A 12,446-nucleotide genomic window follows, 5' to 3' on the forward strand; every position below is an offset into this window, starting at 1 on the left:
TGTGAGGTTCTGATTTTTATCTGATATATCTAAGGAGTAAATAATAAAAAGCCAAACACCTATAATATAAGTGTTTGGCTGGTATCTAACATTAGGCTAAGAAAATTTTGAATAAATAATGTCTTATTCAATTCAGCTAACCATATATTTGCTAAATTCTTTGCGCAGTTTGGCAAGCTTTGGCGGTATTGCAAAGTTGCAATAAGCTTGTCCTGGGTTTCTGTTGAAGAAATCTTGATGTGAGTCTTCTGCCTGATAGAACTCAACGGCAGGATGTACTTCCGTCACTACATCGACACCCATATCGCGTAACTTATTGATGGTACGGTCAACGGTCGGTTTTTGACTATCTTCGGTGTAAAAGACCACGCTGCGATACTGACTACCGACGTCATTGCCTTGACGATCCATCGTGGTGGGATCATGCGTGGCAAAAAAGACATCGAGTATTACTTCTAACGGGACAATAGACTCATCAAATTCGACTTTGATGACTTCGACATGACCAGTCGTACCACTACAGACAGCTTCATAATTGGCAGAAACAGCATCGCCGCCCATGTAGCCTGAGACGACAGATTGCACCCCTTTCACTGATAAAAATACAGACTCGGTGCACCAGAAGCAGCCGCCACCTAATACGATCGTTTGCATAATTTTTTCCTATTATTATAAATATGGGTTAAGCGCTATATTTGGTAGTGATGCTCTCGTTTTTCAATGCTTCTTTCAAACGTCTCATTACCCTTGGCACTATTTATTCAGCTTAGCAGGCAAGCCAAAGGCGATAAGTAACAAACAGTAATGTTATAATGGGCTTTTGCTATCTTACTTCTTTATCAACTGATAATGACAAGCAAAATTCACCAAGTAATTCTTAATTTCAGTTCTATTCTAAAAAATGAGTCGTCCCATGAGCCAATCCCAGCCTGCTATCGAACATGACACCCTATTTGATAAACCGTTTACTACGCCACTGGATAAGGCCGCACGCTTTTCATTTGATGAGCAAGTGGTCGCTTGTTTCCCTGACATGATTCGCCGCAGTGTACCCGGTTATGGTCAGGTACTGGCGATGCTGCCTATATTCGCCCGTCGTCATTGCAAGTATCGTCAGCAGAGCGATAGTGGTCAGCGTGTTAGTCGCGTTTATGACTTGGGCTGTTCATTGGGTGCAGCCAGCATGACGCTAGCTGGTGAGTTCGACCCGCAAGACTTGCAGATTAAAGCAATTGATATTTCGCCTGCGATGACAACCGAGGCGACCACGTTATTGAGTGAGAATTATCCTGAGCACGATATCGAAGTAATCACTGCAGATATCCGCGATATTGAGTTTGAGCCGTGTGATATGGTGATTTTGAACTTGACGCTACAGTTTTTGCCAGCTGCTGATAGGGTAGCAGTATTAGAGAAGATTTATGCGGCATTGAGCGAAGGCGGCATATTGGTACTGACTGAAAAAACCCATGCGTTTGATGAGCAATATGATGCGTGGTTGGTTGAGCGTTATTATGACTTTAAACGTGCCAATGGTTATACCGAAATGGAAATCAGTGGCAAGCGTAATGCGTTAGAAAACGTCCTCATTACTGACACATTAGATGAGCATCATGCACGGTTGAGTAATGTTGGGTTTGCGCGTCATTTGACATGGTTTCAGTTTTTGAATTTTGTCTCTATTGTGGCGTTTAAATAATCCTTACCTTTAACACAGTTATTTCTTAATCAATACGGTAACCTGCTTTTATGCTCAATGATACTATTATCAATGCCGAACGCGAACTATATCTAACCCTACTAGAGCTGGCACAGCAGCAGCCGAGCGCTTATGAATGGCTCAAGCAATTACCAACATGGCTAGGTGATATAAAAGACAAAGCTAACTATGCGCATGCGCCTGCCTACCAAGCGTCAGTCGCTCGTTTGCCAAACCTAGCTGTCAATCATGTCGATCTAAATAGTGATACATTGACGATTGAGGCAGATCTAAATGAATCTCAGCGCAAACAAACAACGGCACTATTAAAGCAATTGATGCCATGGCGTAAAGGCCCATTTCAGATTGGCGGTCAAATCGGCGATGATGAGTCAGGTATTAAGATTGATACCGAGTGGCATAGTGATTGGAAATGGAAACGTGTTGCGCCGCATTTAAGTAGATTGGACGGTCGCCGCGTATTGGATGTAGGCGGGGGCTCTGGCTATCATGGCTGGCGTATGGCAGGGGCTGGTGCGGATACCGTTATTGTTATTGATCCGTCATGTTTATTTTATCATCAGTTTATGGCGATTCGTCACTTTGTTGGTGCTGCAGACGCTAGTGATACAGGTAGCTATCGGACGCATTATATCCCTGTACCGCTTGAAGCGTTACCTGAGCACAGTCAGCTGTTCGATACCGTATTTAGCATGGGAGTGCTGTATCATCGTCAGTCACCGTTTGAGCATTTACAACAGCTTAAAGGACAGTTAGTCAAAGGTGGTGAGTTGGTACTTGAGACGTTGGTGATTGAAGGTGATGCCAATACTGTACTGGTGCCGCATGACCGCTACGCGCAGATGAATAATGTCTATTTCTTGCCATCGGTGGCGGCATTAATTGGCTGGCTAGAGAAAGCAGGGTTTTCAGATGTGCGCTGCGTCGATGTGGCAGTCACCTCGACTGAAGAACAACGACAAACCGAATGGATGGCCTATCATTCGTTAGCAGACTTCTTAGATCCTAATGATTCTACTAAGACCGTCGAAGGATATCCTGCTCCCATGCGTGCGACTTTGATTGCCAAAAAGTAGCATTGATGGTGGTAGCTAACATAAGGAAAACACTATGAAGACATTAAAGACTTTGATTGTAGCTACCATCAGCTTGCTATCGCTACCTGCTATAGCAGGTTATGGAACTGTATCCGAAGGCTGGGGCTTTGTACAAGACGACTGGCAGGTGGTTTGTGATAATACGCGGACTTGTCGAGCGGCTGGTTACGCTATTGAAGCACTCATAGATGAGCCTGCCTCAATATTGTTCACAGCGTTGCCAAAAGTAGCTCTGCCAAAAGCGCAAATTCAGTTTATCTCAAAAGCGTCCAAAGATAAGGCTGAGCTCTGGTTAAATAATAAAAACTATGGTGTACTGCAAGCCAACAAAGAAGACAGTCTATTATACGACTTATCAGCCAAGCAGACCCAAGCACTGGTTGATCATGCTCGTATCGCGACCAAGATAGCGATTAGAGCGGGTGATAACTACTGGCAGATTAGCGATAAAGGTATGTCGGCAGTATTGCTTAAACTAGACGATGTACAAGGTCGAGTAGGGACGCCGATAGCATTGGTTAGTAAGAACCACCCAAATCGTCAACTTCCTAAAGCAGCTCTACCAAAACCAATCATTCAAAAAGCATTTGCGTATTCAGCAAAAGACAACAAAACACTTGCTCCATCAAAGCTGGCGTATTTTCAGAAAAATATTGATAACTGGGTCGATATTAATGCCGAGCAGCTTATAGGGTCTAAGGACGTGATGGGCGACTGTGAGCTAATCAACCCAAAAACTGAAACATATCAGCGAATGTCAGAGTATGGTTCTACGATGCTTGATTGGGACTTTATACCGGTTGATGATAGTTATATGTTAGCCACGCATACTTGCTGGCTAGGCGCTTACAATTTTAGTAATGGCTATTGGCTCATTGATAATGCAAAACCTAGCAAGCCTATGCTTATCACAACAGCAGGGAATGATTATTTTGATGGTGAGATTTCCGCCACTCACAAAGACCGAGGCATTGGTGACTGCTGGAATCGTACTGCATGGATATGGAATGGTAAAACATTTGCTAAGAGCGAAGAGTCTAGTACAGGAATGTGCCGAGGCTTTGCTGGTGGAGCGTGGGACCTACCAACGTATGTGAGTCAGGTTATAAGAAACGATGCTAAGGCTCAGTAGCTTTTTCGATTTAAAAAGGCATTGATCTAAGGGGCTTTGATTCAAAAGCCTTGATTTAAATGACTGACACCTTATAAAGCGCAGCAGTCATAAGCCATATATTACGTTTTTAGTTTTGCTACTTATGTCCTAACCTATATCAAAGGATAGTGATAAAAATGACTAATTAGATTAACCATTTTTTGAAAGCAACTTCCATGACTATCTTTAGAATAAAACCAACAGAACCTGCGCCTAGAGCTAAGAATATCCAAAAAGTACCAGCGCGCCCAGCATCAGACGTTTTAGAGATATCCCACATAATAAAAAACAAGAAAGCGATGAATATCGGCAACAAGACGTACAGTCCCCAACTGGTGACAGTACTGGCGGCAATAGCAAACATGGCGTAATCCTATAATAGAGTAGTAACGTGCCTTCTATATTTTAGAAGAGCCGTACAAACCATTATTATAACGTGGAAGCAGTCAGGTATAAACGACTGCCCAGTATTGAGCAACAGTAACGCTACAATTCACGTTATGAGTTATTTATCAGTTTTGCATCATTGATATTAGTCAGCCCAAATCCTGATAACGGTAAGATTTTAGTGCTAATTTTGGCGCAAATGGTGCAATAAAGCGCAAAGATTGTTATATTTACAGGTTACTTATCTTTTTACATTATTCTATCCCTGCAATGTCGGTCGCTATTATAATAAGCAGTTATCGATTGCTCGCATTCGCACCGTTTTTGTTGTTTATTTAATTGAGTTCAAATTCCTATGTCACAAGCCCAAATTGATACGCTTGCATCCCTATTTAACGATGCAATTCAAACCCTACAAGCAGATGGTACGCTACCAAGCGATTGGCAAAATAACAGTCAAATCACCCGTACAAAAGATTTAAGCCACGGTGATTTTGCCAGTAATATCGCGCTAACGGCAGCGAAAGCAGCCAAAGCCAATCCGCGTCAACTTGCTGAAAAAATCGTCAGCGCATTGCCTGACAATCAAGATATTCGCCAAGTAGAAATCGCAGGACCAGGGTTTATCAACGTATTCTTAAACTCGGAAGCTAAGTTTTCTGTATTGGACGATATCTTTACATTGCAAGATCGCTTTGGTTTGAGTAATCAGTTTGACGGCCAAAAAGTCCAAGTTGAATTCGTCTCTGCCAATCCAACGTCAAGTCTGCACGTCGGTCACGGTCGCGGGGCTGCATTTGGCATGAGCGTCGCTAACCTGCTAGAAGCTATTGGCTATGACGTCACGCGTGAATATTATGTCAATGACGCTGGCCGACAAATGGATATCTTAGCCACCAGTACATATTTGCGTTATCTACAGCTAAATGGTGAAGAGATAACTTTCCCAGTCAACGCCTATCAAGGTGATTATGTCAGTGACATCGCCCAGACGCTAAAAACACAGCATGGCGATAGCTACGTACATAGCTTTGCAGACGTTGCCAAAGATGTGCCAGAAGATGCTCAGTTTGAGATTAATGCTGATGGCGAAAAAACCGTTATCTCAGGTGATAAAGAAGCGCATATTGATGGCTTGATTGCCAATAGCAAATCATTGCTAGGTGACAGCTACGCGTTATTTTTAAACGCAGCATTGAGCAGCATTTTGGCGGATATCAAAGACGACTTAAACGACTTTGGTGTGAGCTACGAATGCTGGTTTAGCGAGAGATCTATCGATAGCGAGATTGAGCCTGTATTACAGATACTAGGTGACAAAGGCTATCTATATGAAAAAGACGGCAACATCTGGTTTAAATCGACTGATTTCGGCGATGAGAAAGACCGTGTTGTACGCCGTGCCAATGGTCAATCAACGTATTTTGCTTCTGACATCGCTTATCATAAAAACAAGTTTGATCGTGGCTTTGATAAAGTCATTAACGTTTGGGGCGCAGACCACCATGGTTATGTCCCACGCGTAAAAGCCGCTCTACTAGCTCTTGGTATAGATGCAGAACGTCTAGATGTAGTGCTTGTACAGTTTGTCGCGTTATGGCGCGGTAGTGAAAAAGTACAAATGTCTTCGCGTTCTGGTCAGTTTGTGACCTTGCGTGAGCTACGTGCAGAAGTCGGTAACGATGCTGCACGATTCTACTATGTAGCGCGTAAGCCTGAAGTGCATGTTGATTTTGATTTAGAACTTGCTAAATCACAAAGCAAAGACAATCAAGTGTATTATATCCAGTATGCTCATGCGCGCGTTTGCCGCGTGTTAGAAAAACTGGCAACTTACGATTTGACCGTAGATGATGCTGTTGGTCTGGCACATCAGGACTTGCTAAGTGCGCCCAATGAAGACGAGCTGATTAAACTGTTAGCAGGATATCCAGCCACGTTACTTCGCGCAGCGACTGGTTACGAGCCGCATGTCTTGACCAACTACCTAAAAGAGCTCGCGGCATTGTTCCATGGTTGGTATGACACCAATCGTATCTTGCCTATGAGCCTGACATCAGGTGAAACGCCAAGTCAGGATGAGCTAGACTTAATGCAAGCACGTTTGCGCTTGTCAAAAGCCGTTAGACAGGTATTGGCAAATGGCCTTAGTCTGCTAGGCTTGTCTGCACCGTCTAGCATGTAGTACTTTTCTAATATGTGACATGAGTATAGACAGCTGATAGCATTAATTCGATGATGATAGTTAAATTCAGTAGGGAGAACGAGATCCATGCTAGCCAAAAAACCTAAAGGCGCAACAGAAAAGCGCAAATCAAGTAGCGTATCAGGCTTATTGTGGATGTTTGTTGGGGCCGTATTGACCCTTATGATCGGGGTGTTTATCTACCTCTCACCATTATTTAATTTCAGCCCCGCTGATGGTAGTGCTGAGAACGATTCTGATCGCCAAGTACAGCCACGTGTGGATACTGATACCGACAATGGGGATTATGAGTTCTACGATATTTTGCCAAATCAAGAGATGGCAACCATCCCTGATGAAGATATCGCTGACATTGATAATGATCAAATAGGTGATATCGGTGCATTTGAACCAGACGTCGTCGTGACTCAACCAGAGAGTGATGCAGGCAGTACAGAAACGGGAAGCTTTGGCGGTTCGGAGAATGCGACTGTCGAACCTGCTGGTGCTAATAATACTGGGTCGAGTGAGGATATCGTCGTTGTTGAAGAAGATGCAACTTATGATGGTACGCCGCCTGCTACTAGCAACGCTACAACCCGCAACAATAATACAGCAGCAGGGACGGCCAGCATCCAAGCTGCCAAACCTGCGGCGACCTACATCTTGCAGATCAATAGCTTTAGTGATGCAGATGAAGCGGATCGTCGCCGTGCGCAAGTACTGATGGCGGGTGTCGATGCTCGTGTGGTCAAAAACACGACGGGCAATGGCTTGCCAATTTATCAAGTCATCTCGCGTCCTTTGAATAACCGTCAAGCAGTTACGACAGCACAGCAGCGCCTACAGAACAATGGTATAGACTCTATTATCGTTGAACAGCGTCGCTAGGTTCAGTCGTTTATAGTTATTGTATTTATAAAACAAGCGTCGTAATGGCGCTTTTTTTATCTCTTTATTTTATTAAAAGCTTTCTAGCTGTTTTATCCTATTAAATATCCATTAAGAGTATGGTTATGACCGTATCTAACTCAGTAACACCGCAAGCAAGCATTATTAAAGCGTTCTTTCAAAAGTACTTTATCGATGCTTTTACTGGTATGGCTCTCGGGCTATTTGTCACGTTGATCGCAGGTCTGATTATCTCGCAAATCGGTGGTTGGTTAGATTTGTCAGCATTGGTCGCGGTCGGAAAGCTTGCCTCGATATTAATGGGTGCTGGCATCGGTGTAGGTATCGCTTACTATCTCAAAGCGCCAACGCTAGTGATGCTCAGCTGCCTTGTGGCAGGTATGCTTGGTGCCCATTCCGAAGCACTAATGGCAGGCACGCTCTTTACGCCGCAAGTGGGTGGGCCTGCAACTTTTGTAGCACTACCGGGCAATCCAATCGGTGCTTATCTGACCTCTGTGTTTGCTTATCGTGCTGGCAGTTGGGTCGCTGGTAAGACGAAGCTTGATATTTTATTGGTGCCCTTAGTGGTGTGCGGCGTCGCGCTATTAGTTTGCGCACTGCTCAATCCGCCTATCGTAGCAGGGGTCGCAGCTATCGGTCAGGGTATTCATGCCGCTACTGAATTACAGCCACTGTTAATGGGTATCGTCATCGCTGTAGTGGTTGGTATTTTATTGACCCTACCAACGTCGAGTGCAGCTATTTGTATTGCTATTGGACTGGGTGGATTGGCGGGCGGGGCAGCAGTGGTGGGTTGTGCAGCGCATATGATTGGTTTTGCTGTTGCAAGTTTTAAAGACAATGGCGTTAGTGGCGTTATCTCTCAAGGCTTGGGTACCAGTATGCTGCAAATCCCTAATGTGCTCAGAAAACCTATCGTTCTGCTACCTGCTGTCATTGCTAGCGCTATCGTTGGGCCGATCGCGACCGTTGGTTTTGGATTAGCTTGTACCGCGACAGGTGCGGGTATGGGTACTGCTGGTTTGGTCGGTGTGTTTGGGGTTATTGAGGCATCACAAGAAATCATGAGCACTGGACAATTATGGACAGCGATTATTCTATTGATGTTTGTATTGCCTGCGGTGATTGCAGGGTTAGTGGCTTATATCATGCGCCGTATGGGTTGGTTAGTCGCTGGTGATATGAAGCTTCCTTAATCTTTTAAGTATTGAGTTAAAATATCCTCAACAGTCTCCAAACTCAGTCTTATCCTCAATCGATAATGGCAACTTTCAAAAAGCCCAGCTACGACTATAGCTGGGCTTTTTATATATAAATTCATCAATTTCCCATGAAATAGGGAATATTGATAACATACTATTTAACGGTCTTTAGCTTCTTATGACGACGTGGTTTTAGTTTGCGGGACAGTTGATGGAAGTCGTTCAGCACTTGGCTATAGTGCGATGGAAATACACGTTGAACGGCATCGACTATCTTGGCATCGTTACCAATCAGGCAGCGCTGTTGGTTGGTCGCTGCTGCCTGTAGGATAATCCAAGCTGCTTCATTGGCATCGAATTTTAAGAATTTATTAAAATTTCTGATGGCTTTGGGTCCGGTACTCATGCCAATATCATGGATGCTCTCATTACCGCGCGCGCTGTTGGCGATATTGGTTTTGATGCCGCCCGGATGGATACAAGTCGCTGATACCCCGCAGTTCTGGATATTTAGCTCTTGACGTAAACTCTCTGTGAAGCCGCGTACGGCAAATTTGCTAGAGTTGTAGGCTGACTGTGATGGCTGAGCGGTCAAACCAAACAGACTTGAGATATTGATAATATGTCCATGCTCGCCAAATTGGCTTTGTTTAACGCTGTTTTTGATTAACGGTAAAAACGCCTTAGTACCGTAAACCACACCCCAAAAGTTAATGTTCATTACCCATTCAAGCTCACTAATACTACTGCCTTCGACGGTAGAGTAGAGCGCAACACCTGCATTGTTAAAGATGAAATTTACTTTGCCATGATCGCTCATTACGTTATCAGCCCATGCTTCCACGGCTTTATTGTCTGACACATCGAGTACGGTCATAGTGACGTTGACATCATAATTGGCAAGTAACTGTTTGGTCGCTGCCAGCTGTTCAGGATTGATATCTGATAGTGCAACATGACAGCCCATTTTTGCTAAATGAATGGCCAGCTCACGCCCCATACCAGAGCCTGCGCCTGTAATGGCAGCGACATGGTTGCGATAGTAGGATGCACCGTCTGAGTCATCCAATGAGGTACGGTTAGAATAAAACGGTAGATGTTGGCGCAATGAAGTCGCCATAGCAGTCACATGGGTGAGCATAATAAACAATCCTTTGTCTTATTAATCATATGGGTTGTACGGGCTATATCTTGCGATACATAGAAATAAAGTATAAAGGTCAAAACAGACTATCTACATTAGCATGGTTTACACTGATGCTTACTCGCGATTAATAAACGCTGCTGTCATTTCGAAGTAGATGTAATGAAAGTCGCCAATTTTCGGTAGGCAACTTATCTAATAGGCAAGCTATCTAATAAATAAATTGGTTAAATAATAGGCATAAAAAAAGCGTCTCAGCTTATTTAGCCAGACGCTTTTTAGTAGTCCGTTAATGATAACGGACTATTTAAACTAACTATAACTTAAGCAATTTTAGGCACTTTACCTTCATTGATAACGTCCGCATCAACCATTACAGTTTTAGCATTTTCCATAGAAGGTAGCTCATACATGGTCTCAAGCAGCGCATTTTCTACAATAGAACGTAGACCACGTGCACCAGTTTTACGCTCCATTGCTTTTTTGGCGATGGCATCTAGGGCTTCTTGGGTAAAGCTAATCTCAGCACCTTCCATATCGAACAAGTACTTGTACTGTTTTACCAGTGCGTTCTTAGGTTCCGTCAAGATTTGTACCAGTGCTTCTTCATCAAGCTCTTTTAGCGCTGCAAGTACAGGTAGACGACCGATCAGCTCAGGAATCAGACCAAACTTGATCAAATCTTCTGGCTCGACTTCTTGTAGCAAGTCTGAGCTGCGACGGCTGTCATCTTTTGAGCTGACATCAGCGTTAAAGCCGATACCGCCTTTTTCGGTACGTTGCTGAATGACTTTATCAAGTCCAGCAAATGCACCACCAACGATGATTAGGATGTTGCTGGTATCCACTTGGATCAGCTCTTGCTGCGGATGCTTACGACCACCGTGCGGCGGGATAGCAGCCACAGTACCTTCGATTAGCTTTAGCAACGCTTGCTGTACGCCTTCACCTGACACATCACGGGTAATAGATGGATTGTCGCCTTTTTTACTGATTTTGTCGATTTCATCAATATAGATGATACCTTGCTCAGCTTTGGCCACATCATAGTCAGAAGCTTGAAGTAGCTTTTGTACGATGTTTTCAACGTCTTCACCAACATAACCAGCTTCAGTCAATGTCGTGGCATCAGCCATCGCGAAAGGTACATCTAACAGACGAGCTAAGGTTTGCGCAAGTAGCGTCTTACCAGAACCAGTTGGACCGATTAGCAAGATATTACTCTTAGCCAATTCTACCATTGCATCGTCAGCGCCAATTTTAGCTTTTTTGCTGTCGTTGGCTAGCGTCTGGCTAACTTTTAGGCGTTTATAATGGTTATAAACGGCCACAGCCAATGCTTTTTTGGCAGCGTCCTGACCGATGACATATTCATCAAGCTTGGCACGCAGCTCTTTTGGCGTTGGTAATTTTTTATTAACCCAAGAAGTATCTACTTCGCTATCGTCATCACCGTGCTCTGCGCTGTCTGCGATTAAGTCAGTACATAGCTCAATACATTCATTACAGATATTGGCATCGTCAGCAGCAATCAATTGCTGTACATCGCTTTTGGCTTTACCGCAAAACGAACACTGCGGGGTATTATCTTCTGCCATAAAAGGCGCTCCTAAAATTTAAAACTGGTTAGTTTATTTGTAGTATGTCGATTATCGTATCCATTCAATGTCATACCTTCCAATAGATCAGGTATGACATTGATAACGGTTTACTGTACGGCAAATAAACTATAAAAGGTCTTATGATTGCACTCTTAATTAAGAGGCATCACGTTAATGCTTAGATTACAAAGATTCAGGGCGACGCTCTAATACTTCGTCAACCAAGCCATATTCTTTGGCTTCTTGAGCATCTAACCAATAATCACGCTCAACGTCTTTTTCGATTTTCTCTACTGGCTGACCAGTGCGCTCAGCTAAGATACTATTTAGACGTGCACGAGTTTTAAGGATTTCACGAGCATTGATTTCGATATCTGTTGCTTGACCCTGCGCGCCGCCTGAAGGCTGGTGAATCATAACGCGAGCATTAGCAAGTGAATAGCGCTTGCCTTTTTGACCAGCAGCCAATAGGAATGAACCCATGCTGTAAGCACCGCCCATACAGATAGTAGACACCTCAGGTTTGATGAAGTTCATGGTATCAAAAATAGCCAAGCCAGCGCTTACTGAACCACCTGGTGAGTTGATATACAAATGGATATCTTTGTCAGGGTTTTCAGCTTCTAAGAATAGTAACTGGGCGACGATAAGGTTAGCCATGTTGTCTTCGACCTGACCGGTCAAAAAGATAACGCGCTCACGTAATAGGCGTGAAAAAATATCAAACGAGCGTTCACCGCGTGAGGACTGTTCAACCACCATAGGTACTAAAGCCGCTTGTGTGGTCTGTACTTCTTTGTGCGCACTCATCAGCATATCAAAATGCGGGTTGGCAGTGATGCGATCATAATCTGTCATAGAAAAGTCCTATCGATAAATGTATAAAATAAAAATGGATTGAATGATTTTATTGTCTAGTAGTTTTTGACTAATGGGTTGTTTATAAGGGGGCTGCGCTCACTATTCAAGCCTATAAAACGGGTTTGTGCATAAAATAGGTGAAAAAGTGACCCTCCGATATGTCTAGGACTCATTGCTTATA

The 12,446-nt window shown here is 43.7% G+C and carries 11 protein-coding genes; 6 read left to right on the forward strand and 5 right to left on the reverse strand.

The genetic code is table 11. From position 1 onward, the window contains the following. Positions 1–132: 132 nt before the first annotated feature. Positions 133–654 (reverse strand): peptide-methionine (S)-S-oxide reductase MsrA, encoded by a 522-nt coding sequence (gene msrA, locus FQV37_RS12140; RefSeq protein ID WP_160023314.1) that lies wholly within the window; start codon positions 652–654, stop codon positions 133–135. A gap of 247 nt (positions 655–901) precedes the next feature. Here msrA and cmoA point away from each other — a divergent pair, with 247 nt between their 5' ends. From cmoA to FQV37_RS12155, 3 genes are read left to right on the forward strand one after another with little or no spacing between them, the layout of a single operon-like run. After that, complete coding sequence (cmoA, locus tag FQV37_RS12145; protein ID WP_160023316.1) at positions 902–1,699, forward strand: carboxy-S-adenosyl-L-methionine synthase CmoA; 798 nt, start codon at positions 902–904, stop codon at positions 1,697–1,699. A gap of 50 nt (positions 1,700–1,749) precedes the next feature. Then, positions 1,750–2,796: a tRNA 5-methoxyuridine(34)/uridine 5-oxyacetic acid(34) synthase CmoB gene (cmoB, locus tag FQV37_RS12150; RefSeq protein ID WP_160023318.1), complete on the forward strand. Its 1,047-nt coding sequence runs from the start codon at positions 1,750–1,752 to the stop codon at positions 2,794–2,796. Between the two features lie 34 nt (positions 2,797–2,830). Next, positions 2,831–3,949, forward strand: a complete 1,119-nt coding sequence (locus tag FQV37_RS12155; RefSeq protein ID WP_160023320.1) for a DUF1176 domain-containing protein — start codon at positions 2,831–2,833, stop codon at positions 3,947–3,949. A gap of 166 nt (positions 3,950–4,115) precedes the next feature. On the opposite strand, the gene FQV37_RS12160 is transcribed toward FQV37_RS12155, so the two are convergent. After that, positions 4,116–4,334 carry a DUF2788 domain-containing protein gene (locus tag FQV37_RS12160; protein ID WP_071002875.1) on the reverse strand — a complete coding sequence of 73 codons (219 nt, stop codon included), beginning with the start codon at positions 4,332–4,334 and terminating at the stop codon, positions 4,116–4,118. A 378-nt stretch (positions 4,335–4,712) separates the two neighbouring features. Here FQV37_RS12160 and argS point away from each other — a divergent pair, with 378 nt between their 5' ends. From argS to FQV37_RS12175, 3 genes are all read left to right on the forward strand, one after another. Then, the gene (gene argS, locus FQV37_RS12165) at positions 4,713–6,542 is read left to right on the forward strand and encodes an arginine--tRNA ligase (protein WP_160023322.1); all 1,830 of its coding nucleotides are present in this window, start codon (positions 4,713–4,715) and stop codon (positions 6,540–6,542) included. Between the two features lie 87 nt (positions 6,543–6,629). Continuing rightward, on the forward strand, positions 6,630–7,433 hold the full coding sequence (locus FQV37_RS12170) for an SPOR domain-containing protein (protein ID WP_160023324.1): 804 nt from the start codon (positions 6,630–6,632) through the stop codon (positions 7,431–7,433). Between the two features lie 125 nt (positions 7,434–7,558). Then, positions 7,559–8,653 (forward strand): PTS sugar transporter subunit IIC, encoded by a 1,095-nt coding sequence (locus FQV37_RS12175; RefSeq protein WP_160023326.1) that lies wholly within the window; start codon positions 7,559–7,561, stop codon positions 8,651–8,653. 160 nt (positions 8,654–8,813) lie between these two features. Here the strand turns inward: FQV37_RS12175 and FQV37_RS12180 are convergent, their stop codons facing one another. The 3 genes from FQV37_RS12180 to clpP form a co-directional block, all read right to left on the reverse strand. Further along, positions 8,814–9,800 (reverse strand): SDR family NAD(P)-dependent oxidoreductase, encoded by a 987-nt coding sequence (locus FQV37_RS12180; RefSeq protein WP_160023328.1) that lies wholly within the window; start codon positions 9,798–9,800, stop codon positions 8,814–8,816. A gap of 326 nt (positions 9,801–10,126) precedes the next feature. Further along, positions 10,127–11,401 (reverse strand): ATP-dependent protease ATP-binding subunit ClpX, encoded by a 1,275-nt coding sequence (gene clpX, locus FQV37_RS12185; RefSeq protein WP_160023330.1) that lies wholly within the window; start codon positions 11,399–11,401, stop codon positions 10,127–10,129. Between the two features lie 186 nt (positions 11,402–11,587). Further along, complete coding sequence (gene clpP / locus FQV37_RS12190; RefSeq protein ID WP_197411852.1) at positions 11,588–12,214, reverse strand: ATP-dependent Clp endopeptidase proteolytic subunit ClpP; 627 nt, start codon at positions 12,212–12,214, stop codon at positions 11,588–11,590. Between the last annotated feature and the right edge of the window lie 232 nt (positions 12,215–12,446).

The sequence above is a fragment of the Psychrobacter nivimaris genome, from assembly GCF_009812035.1.
Taxonomy (GTDB): Bacteria; Pseudomonadota; Gammaproteobacteria; order Pseudomonadales; family Moraxellaceae; genus Psychrobacter; species Psychrobacter nivimaris.

What these genes read in the sequence shown, in the direction of transcription:
- msrA (WP_160023314.1), bottom strand. Translation starts at nt 654, where the DNA reads ATGCAAACGATCGTATTAGGTGGCGGCTGCTTCTGGTGCACCGAGTCT.
- FQV37_RS12180 (WP_160023328.1), bottom strand. Translation starts at nt 9,800, where the DNA reads ATGCTCACCCATGTGACTGCTATGGCGACTTCATTGCGCCAACATCTA.
- argS (WP_160023322.1), top strand. Translation starts at nt 4,713, where the DNA reads ATGTCACAAGCCCAAATTGATACGCTTGCATCCCTATTTAACGATGCA.
- FQV37_RS12175 (WP_160023326.1), top strand. Translation starts at nt 7,559, where the DNA reads ATGACCGTATCTAACTCAGTAACACCGCAAGCAAGCATTATTAAAGCG.
- clpX (WP_160023330.1), bottom strand. Translation starts at nt 11,401, where the DNA reads ATGGCAGAAGATAATACCCCGCAGTGTTCGTTTTGCGGTAAAGCCAAA.
- FQV37_RS12160 (WP_071002875.1), bottom strand. Translation starts at nt 4,334, where the DNA reads ATGTTTGCTATTGCCGCCAGTACTGTCACCAGTTGGGGACTGTACGTC.
- FQV37_RS12170 (WP_160023324.1), top strand. Translation starts at nt 6,630, where the DNA reads ATGCTAGCCAAAAAACCTAAAGGCGCAACAGAAAAGCGCAAATCAAGT.
- cmoB (WP_160023318.1), top strand. Translation starts at nt 1,750, where the DNA reads ATGCTCAATGATACTATTATCAATGCCGAACGCGAACTATATCTAACC.
- cmoA (WP_160023316.1), top strand. Translation starts at nt 902, where the DNA reads ATGAGTCGTCCCATGAGCCAATCCCAGCCTGCTATCGAACATGACACC.
- clpP (WP_197411852.1), bottom strand. Translation starts at nt 12,214, where the DNA reads ATGAGTGCGCACAAAGAAGTACAGACCACACAAGCGGCTTTAGTACCT.
- FQV37_RS12155 (WP_160023320.1), top strand. Translation starts at nt 2,831, where the DNA reads ATGAAGACATTAAAGACTTTGATTGTAGCTACCATCAGCTTGCTATCG.